Below are 16,467 nucleotides of genomic sequence, written 5' to 3'. Positions count from 1 at the left end.
GGGCGGGGGTTCATGACAGCAAAGCAAATGTCCTTGAGGCTGACTGCCGCCACGGCGCTGCTGTCGATGAGTACGGCCATGGCCGTTCCGGCGCTGGCGGAAACCCTGCAGGGAGCGCTTGCCAAAGCCTATCGCGCCAACCCGACGCTGACCGGCGCCCGGGCGGGGCAGCGCGCGACCGACGAGAATGTGGCGATCCAGAAGGCTGCAGGACGGCCCGCGCTCGACGCCAACGGCAGCTATACCGAAAGCATTCTGAAGCCGACGATCAGCTTCACCTCGCCCCAGCGTACCATCAATACGCAGGCACAGCTCAGCGTGCCCGTCTATTCGGGTGGTACGGTTCGCAACGGCATCAAGGCGGCCAAGACGCGGGTCGAGGCCGGGCAGGCCAGCCTGCGCGGGACGGAAGCGAGCATCTTCTCGCAGACTGTCGCCGCCTATATGGACGTGATCCGCGACATGGCGATCGTCTCGCTGAACCGGGCCAATGTGAACGTGCTGGAGGTCAACCTTCAGGCGACCAATGACCGGTTCGAAGTGGGTGACGTGACGCGCACCGACGTTGCGCAGTCGGAATCGCGCCTCGCGCTGGCCCGATCCGACCTGCAGACCGCCGAAGCGAACCTGATCAGCAGCCGGGAGAACTATATCGCTCTGGTGGGCGAGGCGCCGGACAATCTGGAGCCCCCGACCGAACTACCAGGCCTTCCCGCGTCGCCCGACGTCGCGGTGCAGGTAGCGCTGAACGACAATCCGGACATTCTGGCCGCGAAGAAGGAGCGCGAGGCGCGCGGTTATGATGTCAAGGCAGCAAAGGGCACGGTGATGCCGACCGTCTCGGCCTTCACCCAGGCCGGCTACACCAACTACCTCCACTCGCTCAACAGCAGCGCTCAGGACGCCAACGGCAACATCGTCGAGGGACCGCAGATCAACAAGCAGGCGGCGGCCGGCGTGCAGATTTCGATCCCCCTCTACCAGGGCGGGCGGCCCGCCGCGCAGGTGCGGCAGAGCCAGGCGCTGGAATCGCAGGCAATTGAAGCGGAGATCGAAACCGAGCGTAGCGTGATCGCGCAGGCCCGTGCCGCCTATGCCAGCTGGCAGGCGTCGTTGCAGACGATCCAGTCCAGCCAGAAGGCGGTGGATGCCGCCGCCCTGTCGCTGGAAGGCGTGCGGGCGGAAAATTCGGTCGGCAGCCGTACCATCCTTGACATCCTGAACGCCGAGCAGGAATCGCTGATCGCCAAGGTGGAACTGGTCTCCGCGCGGCGCAACGCCTATGTCGCGGGCTTCAGCGTGCTGGCCGCCATGGGCCATGCGGAAGCGAAGGATCTGGGGCTGGAGAGCGGTCCACTCTACGACCCGATGGTCAATTACGAGCGCGTTCGGGGCAAGTGGTTCGACTGGGACTTCGACCCGAAGCCTACGCCCCAGGCGACGCGTACCGTTGACACGACCGCACAAAACGCCAATGTGAACCCTGCACAGGTTCAGGAGCCCTAGATTTTTCGACGGGCCTGATTGTCAGGAAAGACCCATGGGCGACATGAGCAAGGAACCCTCCATGGAGGAGATCCTCTCCTCCATAAAGCGGATCATCGCGGAGGAGGGCGAGGTGGCGGTCCATGCGCCCCGGCGCGGTAAGGCGCCGGCGGAACTGGGCGTTCCCGCTCGGCAGATCGAGCCCGCGGTCGAGGAAGTGCTGGAACTGACGGACGAAGTGACGGCGGAGGAACCCATGGCTGTTCCCAGGACGACGCGCCCGACCCAAACAGCAGAAACGGAGGCCGGGAGCATCCTTTCGGTGGAAAGTGAGATTGCGGCGCGCCATTCGCTCTCCGCGCTGTCCTCCATGCTCGTGACCCCGCGCGAGGGTGAGGACAATACACTCGACGGACTGGTGCGATCGCTCCTGAAGCCGATGCTCAAGGAATGGCTGGACATGCACCTGCCCGGGTTGGTGCAGGAAATGGTGGCGAAGGAAATCGCGCGGATTACTGCGCGCTGAAGTCCCTATAGGCTTTGCCCGATCGTCAGGGCTTGATGATGCCCGTCAGCACTGCCGGATTGCCGTCGCTTGCCAGCGGCTTCACGCCGATCAGCTGGGCGAGCAAGGGATAGACGTCGACATTGGCGAAATCCGCCGGGGGATGGAAACCGGTATCGAACGCCGGGCCGTTGGCGATGAAGAGCGCCTGCATTTCCGGCGCGCGGTTGTCCCAGCCATGGTCGCCGCCGCTGATGGGCTTGGTGGGCGCGCTTTTCTGATACACCCAGCCGGTTTCTGCCAGGCAGAAATAGGGTGGGACGCGGCGGTGCGTGCCATAGTGGAAGCGCGCCGGAAGCTCCGCCTTGCGCCAGCACTGGCCGTGGGGCTGCGGCTTCAGCAGCGCCGCTTCCAGCTTCGCCTCATGGCCCGGCTGGGCGGCGAGGCTGGCATAGGGGCCGGTCTCGACGATCCGATAGTCGGCCGGATCGGCCAGCTTGTCGAGCGCGATGACCCGGTCATTTGCCTTGGCCGCCATGCCATGGTCGGACACGATCACGAGGTTCACGGGCTGGCCCAGCGCCTTCAGGCCATCCAGCAGCATTCCGATATAACCGTCAACTTCGCTCACCGCCTTGCGGGTTTCTGGTGCGTCGGGGCCATATTGATGGCCTGCCGTGTCGACGATGTCGAAATAGAGCGTCAGGAAGCGGGGGCGGATGTCCGCGGGGCGGCGCAACACGTCCAGCACGCTGTTGACCCGCTGGATGCCGGAAATCTCCTGGTTGAACTGCGCCCAGTCGCTCGGCCGGGTGCCGCCGGTCAGGGTGTAGGGCCAATCCGGCGCCTTGGTCGCGCCCCAGGAAACGTTCGAGCCGGGCCAGAACAGCGTCGCCGTGCGCACGCCCGCCTTCTCCGCCGTCACCCAGATCGGCTCGGCTTCCTTCCACCAATAGGGATCGTCGGTCGCCATCGTGAACTTGTCGTCCGGGCGGCTCGCATCCTCCATATTGTTGGCGACGATGCCGCTGCGGTCGGGCCGGTCGCCAGTGACGATCGCCCAATGATTGGGAAAGGTCTTGGTCGGGAAGGATGGGCGCATCGCTGCCTCGACTCCGCCCGCCGCCAGCGCGGACAGATGCGGGGTGACGCCGCGCGCCAGATAGTCGGGACGGAAGCCGTCGATCGACACCAGGATGGTGACGGGCTGCCGCTGCTCCACCGGCGCCGCCGCGGTCGCGGCCGGGCGATGGGCAGCGGGCGCACAGGCGCCCAGCGCAAGGGTGAGCGAGAGAAGCAGCGCGACTGCGGGACGACGGGGAAGCATGGCGACTCTTATGTTCGTTGGGATGGGGGAGGCTTAGCAGGCAGACGGGGTCGGTAAAGTGACGATTGGTTCACCCGGAGACATGCGCCGCGAGCACGGCCCAGGCGCGGCGCTTCGCCTCGCGCGGGAGGCTGGCATAGGCGCCGCTGGAGGAGGGGAGGTCGATCAGCGCAAGGTCGGGCCTGGACCCGATCTGGCGGCGGCCATGCAGCGCGGCGGTCCGGCCGTTGAAGGCGACAGCCTCCAGCGAGGGCAAGCGGGCGATGAAGGCGCCGAGGTCGCGCAGTTCGGCGCCCCGGATCGCGCTGTCGAGGCTGCCTTCGCGATCTGCGCTTTCGATCACGTCCCAAAGGCCGACATGGCGTGCGCGCAGACGCTTCAGGCGCAGCGCATAGGGAAGGGCGCGCAGATCCTCGCCCAGCACATCGCCGATCAGCGACCAGAAGGCATTGCCGCGATGCGCATAATATTCGCCTTGCCGGATGGAGGCATCGCCGGGCAGGCTGCCCAGGATCAGCAAGCGGGTATGTTCATCGACGCTGGGCGGGAAGGCGGATTTGCGCTGCATGATCTATCCGCCGTTCGCCCTGAGTCCGAACGGGCCTGGTAAGGCTATACGTTGAACCGGAACAGCATGATGTCGCCGTCTTGCGTCACATAGTCCTTGCCTTCCGAACGCCACTTGCCCGCTTCCTTCGCGCCCGCCTCGCCGTTGAACTGGATATAGTCGGCATAGGCCATGGTTTCGGCGCGGATGAAGCCCTTTTCGAAATCGGAATGGATTGCGCCGGCCGCCTGGGGCGCCTTCGACCCCTTGTGCACTGTCCAGGCGCGCGCTTCCTTCGGGCCGACGGTGAAGAAGGTGATGAGGCCGAGCAGTTCGTAGCCCGCACGGATGATGCGGGCGAGGCCGGCTTCCTCCAGCCCCAGCGCCTCCAGATATTCCTGCCGCTCCTCGACCGGCATGGTCACCAGTTCGGCCTCGATCGCGGCGGAGACGATCACGGCCTTGGCACCTTCGGCCGCCGCCTTGTCGAACACGCGGGCGGAGTGGGCGTTGCCGGTAGCGGCGCTTTCCTCCTCGACATTGCAGACATAGAGGACGGGCTTGGCGGTCAGGAGCTGCGCCTGGCGGAAGATGCGGGCTTCCTCCTCGTCCTTCGGATCGGTGAGGCGGGCGGGCTTGCCGTCGCGCAGCAGGTCGAGCGCCTGGCCGAGCACCGCTGCGGCGGCCTTCGCCTCCTTGTCGCCCTGCGCCGCCTTCTTGGCGAAGGAGGGCACGCGCTTCTCCAGGGATTCGAGGTCCGCGAGCATCAGCTCGGTCTCGACCGTCTCGGCATCGGCGATGGGATCGACCTTGCCCTCGACATGGGTGATGTCGTCATCTTCGAAGCAGCGCAGGACGTGGACGATGGCGTCCACCTCGCGAATATTGGCGAGGAACTGGTTGCCGAGCCCTTCGCCCTTGGACGCGCCGCGCACCAGCCCGGCGATGTCGACGAAGGCGAGCTGCGTCTCGATGATCTTGGCCGATCCGCCGATCTTCGCGATGGCCTGCAGCCGCTCGTCGGGCACGGCGACCTGCCCGACATTGGGCTCGATCGTGCAGAAGGGATAGTTGGCCGCCTGCGCTGCCTGCGTTTCCGTCAGCGCGTTGAACAGGGTGGACTTTCCCACATTGGGAAGACCGACGATACCGCAACGAAAACCCATGAAACTGCCTTCGAATTCTGGAATGATGGGCCGGGCCGATACCGCCTTCGCGACCTTTTGACCAGCCTTCGGGCGGGAAGGGGGTGGACAAAGTGCGCAGTTGAAATGCGCCGGCGCGCCCCGACATGGCGGGGAGGATGCGAGGAGGAAGCGATGGACAAGAACGGCACGGCCATGTGGGTCGACAAGACGGGACGGCGCTGGCCCAAGCGCCCGGCCCATGAAACGGGCGTCGCGGGGCGCTGCCCGCGCTGCGGCGAGGGGCATATCTTTAACGGATTCCTGACGGTGCGCGACCATTGCGAGGTGTGCGGGCTGGACTACAGCTTCGCGGACCCCGCCGACGGCCCGGCGGTGTTCGTCCAGCTCTTCGCCTGCGTGCCCGGGGTGATCTTCATCATCATGCTGGAGATCCTGGCCAGCCCGCCGCTCTGGGTGCATCTGGCGCTGGGCGTACCGGTGCTGATCCTGACCACGGTGCTGCCGCTGCGGCCGATCAAAGGATGGCTCGTCGCGGCGCAGTTCACCAATCGCGCGCAGGAGGCGGGGACGGCTGCGCTCTGGGCCAAGCTGCACGGCACCGATCGGCAGTAATCCGCCGCCCGGCGGTGTTCGTTCAATGGCGGAAGAAGATGGTCACCGATGCCACATGGTTGACGCGGCTGTTGCTGCCCGCCTGATTGATGAGCTGGTTCAGATAGCCGAGCTCCGCCGTCGAGGCGCCGGGAAGACCCAGTTCCACGCCGAGGAAGGTACGGAGCTGGTCGAAGCCGCCCCTGGCGCCCCAGTCGGTGTCGTTGAGCGCAACGAACCCCTCCGCATAGACAAGCGCATTCACCGCGTTGCTGTCGGCCCGAAGCGGCTTTTCGTAGCGCAGCATCTCGCGCAGCCGCCAGCCCATGTCGTCGCCATCGGAGCGCCAGCGCTGTTCGAGTCGGGTGCGCGACGACAGTTCGCCACCCCAGGGCTTGCCCAGTGTCCAGCTGAGCTGTTGGAAGCTGCGCTCCTCATTCACATCCCGGCCGCCTTCGACCGGCACGACGATATGGGCATAGCCCTGATAGAGCGTCGCCGCCGGCGACAGCTTCCAGCCGACCGCGCCACGCAGGAGCAACTGGTCCAGCCGCGACACGCCGTCACCGAAGCGCGGCTGAAGCTCCGCGAAATAGACGAGGTCGCCCTTGATCGATCCCATCGCGGTCAGGTTCAGCCAGGCCTGTTCGTCCTCCGCGGTGCGGGCCTGCGCCGCAGTAGAAAGAAGGGCGGGAACGGCAGCGAGGGCGAGACGGAGCGGCAGGCGCATGGCATCCTTTGGAGCTGGACGGAAGGCCGCCTGCCCTAGCGTAACCTCATTGCTGCTCTGTTGCTCGCCGGTAAGCTTTTGCAGGTGCGAAATCAGGTGATGACGCTGGGCTGGTCCATGCCGGTGTGGCCCGCGATGTCCGCCACGTCCTGCGCGGCGGCGATCAGGGGCGCGAGCGCTTCGCCGGTGGGCAGGCCGAGGTCGCCGTCCGGGCCGACATAGCGTTCGATATAGACACGCAGCGTGGCGCCTTCGGTGCCGGTGCCCGAGAGGCGGAAGACGACGCGCGACCCATCGTCGAACAGGATGCGCACGCCCTGGTTGCGGCTGACGGACTGGTCGGTGGGATCGGTATAGGCGAAATCGTCCGCGCTGCTCACCGTGCCGCCGCTGTTGACGGTGCCGGGCAGGCCTTCCAGCCGGTCGCGGAGCGCCGCCATCAGGGCGTCGGCTCGGTCCTTGGCGATCGCCTCATAGTCGTGGCGGGCATAATAGTTGCGGCCATAGGTCGCCCAATGCTCGGCCATGATCTGCGCGACGCTCTGCCGACGGGCGGCGAGGATGTTGAGCCAGAGCAGCACCGCCCAGATCCCGTCTTTCTCGCGCACATGGTCGGAGCCTGTGCCCGCGCTTTCCTCGCCGCAGATCGTCGCCATGCCGGCATCGAGCAGGTTGCCGAAGAATTTCCAGCCGGTCGGCGTCTCGTAGAGCGGGATGCCCAGCTTTTCCGCCACGCGATCGGCCGCGCCACTGGTCGGCATCGAGCGGGCGATGCCCTTCAGGCCGATCGCATAGCCGGGCGCGCAATGCGCGTTCGCCGCCAGCACGGCGAGCGAATCCGATGGGGTCACGTAGCAGTGACGGCCGATGATGAGGTTGCGGTCCCCGTCGCCGTCCGACGCGGCCCCGAAATCGGGCGCGTCGGGCGCCATCATCCGGTCATACAGGTCCTTCGCGTGAACCAGATTCGGATCGGGATGGTGGTGGCCGAAGTCGGGCAGGGGGGTGGCGTTCATCACCGTGCCCGCAGGGGCGCCCAGGCGTCGCTCGAAAATCTCGACCGCATAAGGGCCGGTGACCGCGCTCATGGAATCGAAGGCGAGGGTGAAGCCACCCGCGATCATCGCGCGGATCGCGGTGAAATCGAACAGGCTTTCCATGAGGTCGGCGTAGTCGGCGACAGGATCGATCACCTCCACCGACATGTCGCCCAGTTGCGAAACGCCGATCGTGTCGATGTCGACATCGTCGGCCTCGAATATCCTGTAGCTGTCGATCGACAGGGTACGGGCGTGGATCGCGTCCGTCACCTTTTCCGGCGCGGGGCCACCGTTCGAGACATTATATTTGATGCCGAAATCCTCGTCCGGTCCGCCCGGATTGTGGCTGGCCGAGAGGACGAGCCCGCCGAAGGCGCCGGAGGAGCGGATCAGGTGCGACGCGGCAGGGGTCGAGAGGATGCCGCCCTGGCCCACGAGCACGCGCCCGAAGCCATTGGCCGCCGCCATCTTCAGCGCGATCTGGATCACTTCCCGGTTGAGGAAGCGGCCGTCGCCGCCCAGCACCAGCGTCTCGCCCGCGAACCCGTCCAGACTGTCGAACACCGATTGGATGAAATTTTCGGCATAATGGGGCTGCTCGAAGATCCGGACCTTCTTGCGCAGGCCGGAGGTGCCGGGCTTCTGGTCGTTGAACGGCATCGTCGAAACGGTCTGAATCACGCGATTTCCCCTCGGCTGGCGGAGCCACGGCGCTGCTATGCCCCGGTTATGGAACAGGGGCAATCGTCGCCGCGCGCTTCGTCGCGGTGACTGGGCGGATGGGCGCGGCCGCGCCGATTCTCTTCGCGGGCGCACAATAGAGAGGTGTGGGAGTTCCGTTTCATCGCCTGAATGGCGGCACAGGCGTGATTCTTCTCACGCCGCGTCGCGACAGAAACTGCTATGATCCCTTGTCCCTTGAAGGAGACCGATCATGCCAGCCGGAGACAATCTGCCGCCGCCCGAGAGCACGCTGCCGCTCAGCCTGTTCGAGATGCCCGAATGGCTGGTCCGACCGTCGGTGGAGGCGTGCCGGTTGTTCAACACCGCGCTGGACGGCATGTTCTACGACGTGCCGGGCCTCAATGCCGAACTAGGCGCCAAGGACGATGTGGCGGGGGCGATGGGAGAGAAGCTGCCTTCGCGCATCGTCGATTTCAATGCGCTGGCCGATCCCGAAGGATCGCTGCTGCTGATCGACGCCACGACGGCACCCTATGTCCATAAATACAAGGATGTAGGGCTGTTCCTGAACTCATCCTATGAAGAGACGCGGCAGGTGATGATCGCCACCATCACCGGCGTCGGCAGTTCCGCGCTGGGCAGCGCGGCGCTGGCATGGGACATATCGGTGGCACTGGGCAAGCCCGTGCTGGCGATCGTGCCGGGCTATGGCGTGGCGGACGTGATCCTGCAGGGGATGGGCGGCTGGTTCGGCTTTGGCCTGTACGATTATCTCCATGCCAAGAGCATGGTGCAGAACAGCCTCGCGAGTCTCGCGCCGCGGACAGCCTGTATCGGGCGCGCCTTGCCCGCTTCCACGCCCGAAGCGAAGACACTGCATGGCGGGCCGGTGTTCCGCACCGGATCGGGATCATCGGACGTGCTCCATGCGATCATGGAGCATCGCGAGCGGCCGCTCGGGCTGCTGATCGGGCACAGCAAAGGCGCGTTGCAGATCGGCAATGCGATCCAGTCGCTACCGCCCGACCGGGTTCATGGGTTGAACGTCGTGACCCTGGGCTGCCCGATCGCGGAGAATGTCGCGGAGGTCGCCTATCATCAATATCTGGGGCTGTTCGACGCGCTGGGACAGCTCAACATGTGGGGTAACCTGCCCGACAAATGGGTGCCGACCTGGCACAGCACCAACCCCGCCCTGCCGCCGGCGATGAACGCGGGCGCGCTGACAGCGGAGGCGCTGGCGGGGCAGTTAAATAATAACGCTTGAAAGCAGGTTCAGACCATCAAGGGCGGATTTCACAAGCGATCCCATCGCCATCGCGATCCATCTTTTCGCTGTACCCTGGCTCACCGCGATAAATTGGTGCGGTCCCGGCCGCTCGGGCATCGGTGCATGTGCGCCAGGAGTCACCCGGTCGTGGTTCCCGTTTACGTGCATCCCTGCCTTGAACTGCGTTCGGCCTCGAGTTTTCCGTTATTTTCTTCGGCTGATCTTCGCTCGACGCAACGCCAATCGAACTGAAGGCCGTGCCAGCGCACGTGACGATCGCGAGGTAGTAAAGGGTTCTATTCAAGTGAGCTTCGTCAGGCTAACAAACATTCACTTCGCGGCAATGCCCTGTCGGTCATGAGTGATCAATCTGCCAGCCGCAACGCCACCTCGTTCATGAAACGGGCGTCATCGCCCTTCGCCAGCCATTCGGCCTCCGCTGCGATTGCGCCCAGCATGTCGGACAGGGCGTCTGTCTCGCTCTTGTGATAGTTGCCCAGCACATAGTCGTGCACGCGGTCCTTGTGCCCCGGATGGCCGATGCCGATCCGTACCCGGCGGAAATCCGGGCCGATATGGGCGTCGGTCGAGCGTAGGCCGTTATGTCCGGCATTGCCACCGCCGCGCTTCACCTTGACTTTCATCGGCGCGAGGTCGAGCTCGTCATGGAAGACAGTCACGTCCGCCGGCGTCAGCTTGTAGAAGCGCATCGCTTCTCCGATCGAGCGACCGCTTTCGTTCATGAAGGTGGCGGGCTTCAGCAGGACGATCTTGTCGGGGCCGATGCGGCCTTCCTGCACCCAGCCCTGGAACTGCTTCTTCGGCGGGGAGAAACGGTACATGTCGGCGATGACGTCCGCCGCCATGAAGCCGACATTGTGCCGGTGCATCGCATATTGGGGACCGGGATTGCCGAGGCCTGCCCAGATCTGCATCAGCCTTCTCCAGATAAAGCAAAACCCCGTCCGCCCCGAGCCTGCCGAAAGGGCGCCTCTTTCTTCCGGGAAGGCCAGGCCTCATGGAAGAACAGGGCTTCGACAGGCTCAGCCCGAACGGGGTTGAGCAGAACCGCATCAAGCGGGCCGAAGGGCTTACTCGCCCTCGGCCTCGGCAGCGGCTTCGCTTTCCTGGCTCTTCAGAGCCGAGGGGGCGGCAATGGTGGCGATCGTGAAGTCGCGATCCTCGATCGCGGGCTTGGCGCCCTTGGGCAGCTTCACCGCGCTGATGTGGATCGATTCGCCGACGTCGAAACCGGTCAGGTCGACGAGGACATCGTCGGGGATCTCGGCCGCGTCGACGATCAGTTCGACATCGTGACGCACGATATTGAGCACGCCGCCGCGCTTCAGGCCGGGCGAGGCGTCCTCATTCTCGAAGCGCACGGGCACGTTGACGTGCACGGTGGCATGTTCGGAAACGCGCAGGAAGTCGGCGTGCAGCGGACGGTCGGTCACCGGGTGGAAGGCGACATCCTTGGGCAGGGTGCGGACGGCCTTGCCGCCGACCTCGACCATGACGACCGAATTGAAGAAGTGGCCGGTGCCGAGCAGCTTGTTGAGGAGCTTTTCCTCGACGTGGATCGACAGGGGTTCTTCATTGTTACCATAGATGACGGCGGGTACGCGGCCCTCGCGGCGGAGAGCGCGGGAGGCTCCCTTGCCTGCCCGATTGCGTGCCTCGGCCGACAGCGTAAGCTGCTCGCTCATTGCGTGTCTCCAAAAGCAGATTGTGTCCAGTTCCCGCCACGCCTCCAGGGATGACCATCGCGGGAAGGCGCGCCTCTAGCAGAAACATGCCAAAAGGCAAGGGCTGTCGCGCGTCAGTCCTCCTCGTCCACAAGCCGATCCGCATCGCCATCGGCGGCCTCGTCGAAGGCGTCGGCAATCAAATCGGTGAGGTCGCCCAGATCCTCCTCTATCTCTTCCCGCGTGACGCCGGCCTCGGTAGCATCCTCCAGCAGTCGCTCGACCGTCTCCGCGATCACCGCGTCGCCCGGATCATAAGGCTCGGCCCCGATATTCTCGGCAATCCATTCGTTCGCGAACTCAACCCCGCGCTTGCTCATCGACCGCTCCTGCCTTGCGTGAGTCGAAGCATGGATAGCGCCGATATGTGACGCTGGTCGGTCAGGAACGCGAACGGGCTACTGGACGCGGGTGACGGTGAATCCCCGGGCCTGGAGCAAGGCGATCAGATTTTCCCGGCCGGTCAGGTGCCCCGCGCCCACCGCGAGGAAGGGATGGCCGGACAGCGCCTCGATTGCCTTCACCCAGTCGCGGTTGCGGGCGACCAGGATCGCTTCCTCAACCATGGGGTCGGGCTGCTCGCCGCGCTGGTCCTCCTTTGCGATCGCCTCCATGTCGCCCTTGACCCAGGCGTCGAGGATGCGGTCGTAGAGACCCTTCATATCCTTTGCCTCATGCACCGTCTGCACCAGCAGGCGGCGCTGGGCGGCTTCTGGCAGCGTGTCGAAGGCGCCGAACTGGCGCTCCACCGTCTCCAGCCCGCCGATCGGCTTGCCCTTCGCCTTGAAGGCGGCGATCAGCACCGGCTCGACGCCTTCTTCCTGGCTGACGTGCAGCGACTGCTGGGCGGCGGCGGAGAGCAGCATGGCAGCCGCCCAGCTTTCATAGCCGGACAGTTGTTGCGAACTGGTGCCGCCGTCACCGAGCGCCTTGTCGAGCGCGGCCCTTTCGTCGGGCGGCACACGGTTTTCCAACGGCGGCAAGCCGGCGGAGCGCCCCATCTTCTCGAACAGCATCAGCGTCTTCTGTTCGTCTTGCAGGTCGGCCGCCTCCAGCACCAGCCGGTCGGCCTTGCCCATGGCGTCTGTGATGGCGCCTGTCTGCCACGCCACGCCTTTCGGCAGCACATGGATGGTGCCGAACAGCCAGCCGTCGAGACCGCCGCGTTGGACGCGCCAGAGCGCGGGGCCGCCCTGCTCGGGCGGTGCGGGCGCCTTGTCGCTGCAAGCGGCTGCGAGAGATAGCGCGAGAAGGGCCAGCAGCCGCGCCAGCAGGCGCATCGTTCCGCCCCTCATTTCGGCACCCGCCTGGCGCGGAGGCCGATGGCGTCGAGCTGCGCCTGGACGCTGCCGTCGCCCGCGAGATGGCCAGCGCCCACCGCGATAAAGACGGTGCCGGGTTTGTCCATCCGCGCCTTGATCCAGCGTGCCCAGTTGGCATTGCGCTGGAGCAGAAGCACCTTTGCCAGTTCTGGCGTGGCCTTGAGCGACTCGTTCATTTCCGCGGCCAGTTTTTCCGGCTGTCCTGTCCGCCAGGAATCGAGCAGCGAGGCGAACTCGCCTTCGAGATCCGGCAGGCCGTCCACTGTGGCATTAAGGAAAGCGACCTGCTGCGGGATCGGCAGGTTGGCGAAGAAGTCGATCTGCTGCTCTACCGTCTCGAGCGCATCGACCGGCTTGCCCGCTGCCTTCGCTGCCGCCGTCAGCGTCTTTTCCGCGCCCAGGTCATTGCGGTAACCTAGCCGCTCCAGCGGCGCGACCGACAGGATCATGCCCGCCATCCAGGGATCGAACATTTCGAACGTTTCCGCGGGGAGGCCGTTGGCCGCCATCGCGGCGAGATATTTCTCCCGCGCGGTGGGTTCCAGCCGGTCGGACAGCCTGGTCCCGTCGCGGCTGAGCGCCTTGGTGGCCATGGTCTGGCCCATGGCCTGGGGATCGTCCGGCTCCACGATCTCGACCACCAGCTCGTCCGACCGGTCGAAGGCCTGTCGGATGCCGCCACGGAACCAGTCGATGCCGGGCTTCATCACATGGACGGTGCCGAACAGGTAGATGGTGGTGTCGGCATCTTTCACCTGCCACAGCGCCGGTGAGGCGGAAGCAGAGGCAGGGCGGGCAAGGGCCAGGGCATCGGGCGCGAAGGCGCCGATCAGCAGCAGGCCGGCGATCAGCCAGCGCGGAAGGGGGCGGGTCATCGGGCGCGGGCCGGTCGGGTGCTCATGCGCCATCCATGGGGACGCGGAGGCGGCGGGGCAAGGGGATTAACCCTCAAAAAAGCCGCCTTTCCCTTGACCCTTCGCCCGCCCTGCGCCAAGGCGCGGGCCAGAAACATCCCATTGGCAAGGACCGTCCGTGGCCGAAGGCAAGCCGCTTTCCTTTCAGGATCTGATCCTGACCCTGCACGCCTATTGGGGCCGGCAGGGCTGCGTCATCCTGCAACCGCTCGATATGGAAGTCGGGGCGGGCACGTTCCACCCCGCCACCACGCTGCGCAGCCTGGGACCGGACGCCTGGAACGCCGCCTATGTGCAGCCCAGCCGCCGCCCGACCGACGGCCGCTATGGCGAGAACCCCAACCGGTTGCAGCATTATTACCAGTATCAGGTGATCATGAAGCCGAGCCCGGCGAACCTGCAGGATCTGTATCTGGGTTCGTTGAGGGAAATCGGCATCGACCCGCTGGTGCACGACATCCGCTTCGTCGAGGACGACTGGGAAAGCCCGACCCTGGGCGCCTGGGGCCTCGGCTGGGAGGTGTGGTGCGACGGCATGGAAGTCACCCAGTTCACCTATTTCCAGCAGATGGGCGGTTTCGACTGCAAGCCGGTGGCGGGCGAACTGACCTACGGCCTCGAACGGCTGGCCATGTACATCCAGGGCGTCGACAGCGTCTATGACCTGGCGTTCAACGATCACGGCGTGACCTATGGCGATGTCTTCCTCGAGAACGAGAAGCAGATGTCGAAATGGAATTTCGAGGTCGCCGACACCGAAAAGCTGTTCCGCTGGTTCCGCGACTGCCAGGCCGAATGGCAGCAGTGCATCGACAATGACGTGCCGCTGGCCGCGTTCGAACAGGCGATCAAGGCCAGCCACACCTTCAACCTCCTCCAGGCGCGCGGCGTCATCTCGGTGCAGGAGCGCGCCAGCTATATGGGGCAGGTGCGCGACATGGCGCGGGGCAGCTGCGAAGCCTGGATGGAGCATAACAAGTGGGCCGAGTGATGACCGATTTCCTGCTCGAACTGCGCTGCGAGGAAATCCCGGCGCGCATGCAGCTGAAGGCGTCCGATGATCTGGCGCGCCTGTTCACCGAGGAACTGGCGAAGGCGGGCCTGACGCCGCAGGGCATCGACAGCTTCGTGACGCCCCGCCGCCTGGCGCTGATCGCGCGCGGCCTGCCGCTGGAGACGGCGGCGGTGAGCGAGGAGTTTAAGGGACCGCGCACCTCCGCGCCGGCGCAGGCGCTGGAGGGCTTCCTGCGCAAGACCGGGCTGACGCAGGATCAGCTGGAGGATCGCGACGGCGTGTGGTTCGCCGTGGTGAATAAGCCCGGCCGCGCCACCGCGCAGGTGCTGGCGGAGGCCGTTCCCGCCGTCGTCCGCGCCTTCCCCTGGCCCAAGTCGATGCGCTGGGGCGCGGCGTCGCAGACGACCGAAAGCCTGCGCTGGGTGCGGCCGCTGCAGGGCATCGTTGCGATCCTGGGCGAGGATCTGGTCGATCTGGAGATCGAGGGTATCCGGTCGGGCTATACGACCCTGGGCCATCGCTTCCATCATGCGGGCGAAATCACCATCGGCGGCGCGCACGACTATGCCGAAAAGCTGCGCGCCTGCCATGTCATCGTCAGCCATCAGGAGCGGCAGGCGATCATCGAGACGAAAGCCGCCGAGGCGGCCGCGGCGCATGGCTATACCGTCATCGAGGACAAGGGGCTGGTCGCGGAGAATGCGGGACTCACCGAATGGCCGGTGCCGCTGCTGGGCGATTTCGATCCGGCCTTCCTTGAGGTGCCGCCTGAGGTCATCCAGCTAACCCTGCGGATCAACCAGAAATATTTCGTGCTGCGCGACGCGGCGGGGAAGCTGGCGCCCGCCTTCATCTGCACCGCGAACATCGACGCGAAGGACGGCGGCGCGGCGATCGTCGCGGGCAACCGCAAGGTGCTGGCCGCGCGGCTTTCCGACGCCCGCTTCTTCTGGGAGCAGGACAAGAAGACCAGGCTGGAGGACCACGCGAAGAAGCTGTCGCGCATCACCTTTCACGAGAAGCTCGGCACCGTCGCCGACAAGGTGGAGCGCGTGGCGAAGCTGGCACGGTGGCTGGTGGAGGAGGGGATCGTTTCTCCCGTCACCCCAGTGAAAGCGGGGGTCTCGCTTTCTTCTTCCGGCGCTGAAGGCAATGAGATGCCAGCTTCCGCTGGCATGACGAAAGAGGAATTGGCTGACCTCGCTGAACAGGCCGCTCGCCTCGCCAAGGCCGACCTCGTCACCGAAATGGTCGGCGAGTTCCCCGAATTGCAGGGCGTGATGGGCGGCTACTATGCCCGCGCCGAGGCTCTGCCCGACGTCGTCGCTGACGCGATCCGCGACCATTACAAGCCGGTCGGGCAGGGCGACGAAACGCCCACCGCGCCGGTGACGGTGGCGGTGAGCTTGGCGGACAAGCTGGATACGTTGTTCGGCTTTTTCTCATGGGATCTTAAGCCGACCGGCTCAAAAGATCCGTTCGCGCTTCGGCGCGCCGCCATAGCAATCTATGCCTTGGCTTCGGAAAACTTATTGAGGTTTTCGATTGCTAAAGTCGCTTACGAAGCAGCTTGGAGTTTCATTTATTGGCGGACTTTTGAAGACCACGAGTTCGGACAAGATTTGATTGATCGCTATTTTGACTCCGAAACTCAGGAGTCGGAAGGTTTTGGAGAGTGGTTCGAAAAGTCAGAGAACGGACTTTGGAAATACACTCGGACGGACACGGCGCGCTTAGCTAACGATGTTTCGGAGTTCCTGACTGACCGCCTCAAGGTCCAGCAGAAGGAAGCCGGAGTCCGTCACGACCTGATCGACGCGGTGTTCGCGCTGGGCGGGGAGGACGATCTCGTCCGCCTGCTTGCGCGGGTGAAGGCGCTTCAATCTTTCGTCGCGACCGATGACGGGGTTAATCTGCTCGCGGGGTACAAGCGGGCGGCGAATATCCTGAAGAAGGAAATGCCGGGTCTTTCCTCCGTTCGCCCTGAGCCTGTCGAAGGGCACAGCCGAGCGGAGGCGAGGCCAACCGGTGGCGCGGGCTTCGCTGACGCTCAGCCGGGTGCTTCGACTTCGCTCAGCACGAACGGGGTGGACGCACTTTCCTACACCCCCGAACCCGCCGAGGCGGCGCTGATCGCGGTGCTC

The 16,467-nt window shown here is 65.2% G+C and carries 17 protein-coding genes; 6 read left to right on the top strand and 11 right to left on the bottom strand.

Annotation, left to right across the window (positions count from 1 at the left end):
• Window positions 1–12: 12 nt before the first annotated feature.
• Both M529_RS45120 and M529_RS45115 read left to right on the top strand, forming a co-directional pair.
• Window positions 13–1,506 (top strand): TolC family outer membrane protein, encoded by a 1,494-nt coding sequence (locus tag M529_RS45120; RefSeq protein ID WP_031295611.1) that lies wholly within the window; start codon window positions 13–15, stop codon window positions 1,504–1,506.
• A gap of 34 nt (window positions 1,507–1,540) precedes the next feature.
• Complete coding sequence (locus tag M529_RS45115) at window positions 1,541–2,011, top strand: DUF2497 domain-containing protein (RefSeq protein ID WP_021319829.1); 471 nt, start codon at window positions 1,541–1,543, stop codon at window positions 2,009–2,011.
• Window positions 2,012–2,036: 25 nt separating this feature from the next.
• Here M529_RS45115 and M529_RS45110 read toward each other — a convergent pair whose 3' ends face one another.
• The 3 genes from M529_RS45110 to ychF form a co-directional block, all read right to left on the bottom strand.
• Window positions 2,037–3,317 (bottom strand): alkaline phosphatase family protein, encoded by a 1,281-nt coding sequence (locus tag M529_RS45110; RefSeq protein ID WP_021319828.1) that lies wholly within the window; start codon window positions 3,315–3,317, stop codon window positions 2,037–2,039.
• Between the two features lie 70 nt (window positions 3,318–3,387).
• Window positions 3,388–3,885 (bottom strand): DNA-deoxyinosine glycosylase, encoded by a 498-nt coding sequence (locus M529_RS45105; protein WP_021319827.1) that lies wholly within the window; start codon window positions 3,883–3,885, stop codon window positions 3,388–3,390.
• A 44-nt stretch (window positions 3,886–3,929) separates the two neighbouring features.
• Window positions 3,930–5,030, bottom strand: coding sequence for a redox-regulated ATPase YchF (gene ychF, locus M529_RS45100; protein WP_021319826.1), 1,101 nt, complete (start codon window positions 5,028–5,030; stop codon window positions 3,930–3,932).
• A gap of 174 nt (window positions 5,031–5,204) precedes the next feature.
• Here ychF and M529_RS45095 point away from each other — a divergent pair, with 174 nt between their 5' ends.
• Window positions 5,205–5,624, top strand: coding sequence for a DUF983 domain-containing protein (locus tag M529_RS45095; RefSeq protein ID WP_031295610.1), 420 nt, complete (start codon window positions 5,205–5,207; stop codon window positions 5,622–5,624).
• A 22-nt stretch (window positions 5,625–5,646) separates the two neighbouring features.
• Here M529_RS45095 and M529_RS45090 read toward each other — a convergent pair whose 3' ends face one another.
• Complete coding sequence (locus tag M529_RS45090; RefSeq protein ID WP_021319824.1) at window positions 5,647–6,333, bottom strand: DUF2490 domain-containing protein; 687 nt, start codon at window positions 6,331–6,333, stop codon at window positions 5,647–5,649.
• A 92-nt stretch (window positions 6,334–6,425) separates the two neighbouring features.
• On the bottom strand, window positions 6,426–8,054 hold the full coding sequence (locus M529_RS45085) for an alpha-D-glucose phosphate-specific phosphoglucomutase (RefSeq protein ID WP_021319823.1): 1,629 nt from the start codon (window positions 8,052–8,054) through the stop codon (window positions 6,426–6,428).
• A 253-nt stretch (window positions 8,055–8,307) separates the two neighbouring features.
• On the opposite strand from M529_RS45085, the gene M529_RS45080 reads away from it, so the two are divergent.
• Complete coding sequence (locus M529_RS45080; RefSeq protein WP_021319822.1) at window positions 8,308–9,324, top strand: hypothetical protein; 1,017 nt, start codon at window positions 8,308–8,310, stop codon at window positions 9,322–9,324.
• Window positions 9,325–9,340: 16 nt separating this feature from the next.
• Here M529_RS45080 and M529_RS48715 read toward each other — a convergent pair whose 3' ends face one another.
• The 6 genes from M529_RS48715 to M529_RS45055 all read right to left on the bottom strand — a co-directional run bounded on the left by M529_RS48715 (window position 9,341) and on the right by M529_RS45055 (window position 13,269).
• Window positions 9,341–9,631, bottom strand: coding sequence for an excalibur calcium-binding domain-containing protein (locus M529_RS48715; RefSeq protein WP_084491326.1), 291 nt, complete (start codon window positions 9,629–9,631; stop codon window positions 9,341–9,343).
• 61 nt (window positions 9,632–9,692) lie between these two features.
• Complete coding sequence (gene pth, locus M529_RS45075; RefSeq protein WP_021319821.1) at window positions 9,693–10,262, bottom strand: aminoacyl-tRNA hydrolase; 570 nt, start codon at window positions 10,260–10,262, stop codon at window positions 9,693–9,695.
• Window positions 10,263–10,418: 156 nt separating this feature from the next.
• Window positions 10,419–11,033, bottom strand: a complete 615-nt coding sequence (locus M529_RS45070) for a 50S ribosomal protein L25/general stress protein Ctc (protein ID WP_021319820.1) — start codon at window positions 11,031–11,033, stop codon at window positions 10,419–10,421.
• A 113-nt stretch (window positions 11,034–11,146) separates the two neighbouring features.
• Window positions 11,147–11,392, bottom strand: a complete 246-nt coding sequence (locus tag M529_RS45065; RefSeq protein WP_021319819.1) for a DUF768 domain-containing protein — start codon at window positions 11,390–11,392, stop codon at window positions 11,147–11,149.
• A gap of 78 nt (window positions 11,393–11,470) precedes the next feature.
• On the bottom strand, window positions 11,471–12,352 hold the full coding sequence (locus tag M529_RS45060; RefSeq protein ID WP_021319818.1) for a TraB/GumN family protein: 882 nt from the start codon (window positions 12,350–12,352) through the stop codon (window positions 11,471–11,473).
• An 11-nt stretch (window positions 12,353–12,363) separates the two neighbouring features.
• Window positions 12,364–13,269 (bottom strand): TraB/GumN family protein, encoded by a 906-nt coding sequence (locus M529_RS45055; RefSeq protein WP_021319817.1) that lies wholly within the window; start codon window positions 13,267–13,269, stop codon window positions 12,364–12,366.
• A 157-nt stretch (window positions 13,270–13,426) separates the two neighbouring features.
• Here M529_RS45055 and M529_RS45050 point away from each other — a divergent pair, with 157 nt between their 5' ends.
• Window positions 13,427–14,299 (top strand): glycine--tRNA ligase subunit alpha, encoded by an 873-nt coding sequence (locus tag M529_RS45050; protein ID WP_021319816.1) that lies wholly within the window; start codon window positions 13,427–13,429, stop codon window positions 14,297–14,299.
• A partial coding sequence (glyS, locus tag M529_RS45045; RefSeq protein ID WP_021319815.1) for a glycine--tRNA ligase subunit beta occupies window positions 14,299–16,467 on the top strand: 2,169 nt, incomplete at its 3' end. The genes M529_RS45050 and glyS, both read left to right, overlap by 1 nt.

The sequence above is a fragment of the Sphingobium ummariense RL-3 genome (assembly GCF_000447205.1).
Taxonomy (GTDB): domain Bacteria; phylum Pseudomonadota; class Alphaproteobacteria; order Sphingomonadales; family Sphingomonadaceae; genus Sphingobium; species Sphingobium ummariense.
The sequence above is the reverse complement of the archived record's forward strand: the minus strand, read 5'-3'. Positions and strand labels throughout refer to the sequence as shown.

What these genes read in the sequence shown, in the direction of transcription:
- M529_RS45120 (WP_031295611.1), top strand. Translation starts at nt 13, where the DNA reads ATGACAGCAAAGCAAATGTCCTTGAGGCTGACTGCCGCCACGGCGCTG.
- M529_RS45115 (WP_021319829.1), top strand. Translation starts at nt 1,541, where the DNA reads ATGGGCGACATGAGCAAGGAACCCTCCATGGAGGAGATCCTCTCCTCC.
- M529_RS45110 (WP_021319828.1), bottom strand. Translation starts at nt 3,317, where the DNA reads ATGCTTCCCCGTCGTCCCGCAGTCGCGCTGCTTCTCTCGCTCACCCTT.
- M529_RS45105 (WP_021319827.1), bottom strand. Translation starts at nt 3,885, where the DNA reads ATGCAGCGCAAATCCGCCTTCCCGCCCAGCGTCGATGAACATACCCGC.
- ychF (WP_021319826.1), bottom strand. Translation starts at nt 5,030, where the DNA reads ATGGGTTTTCGTTGCGGTATCGTCGGTCTTCCCAATGTGGGAAAGTCC.
- M529_RS45095 (WP_031295610.1), top strand. Translation starts at nt 5,205, where the DNA reads ATGTGGGTCGACAAGACGGGACGGCGCTGGCCCAAGCGCCCGGCCCAT.
- M529_RS45090 (WP_021319824.1), bottom strand. Translation starts at nt 6,333, where the DNA reads ATGCGCCTGCCGCTCCGTCTCGCCCTCGCTGCCGTTCCCGCCCTTCTT.
- M529_RS45080 (WP_021319822.1), top strand. Translation starts at nt 8,308, where the DNA reads ATGCCAGCCGGAGACAATCTGCCGCCGCCCGAGAGCACGCTGCCGCTC.
- pth (WP_021319821.1), bottom strand. Translation starts at nt 10,262, where the DNA reads ATGCAGATCTGGGCAGGCCTCGGCAATCCCGGTCCCCAATATGCGATG.
- M529_RS45070 (WP_021319820.1), bottom strand. Translation starts at nt 11,033, where the DNA reads ATGAGCGAGCAGCTTACGCTGTCGGCCGAGGCACGCAATCGGGCAGGC.
- M529_RS45065 (WP_021319819.1), bottom strand. Translation starts at nt 11,392, where the DNA reads ATGAGCAAGCGCGGGGTTGAGTTCGCGAACGAATGGATTGCCGAGAAT.
- M529_RS45060 (WP_021319818.1), bottom strand. Translation starts at nt 12,352, where the DNA reads ATGCGCCTGCTGGCGCGGCTGCTGGCCCTTCTCGCGCTATCTCTCGCA.
- M529_RS45055 (WP_021319817.1), bottom strand. Translation starts at nt 13,269, where the DNA reads ATGACCCGCCCCCTTCCGCGCTGGCTGATCGCCGGCCTGCTGCTGATC.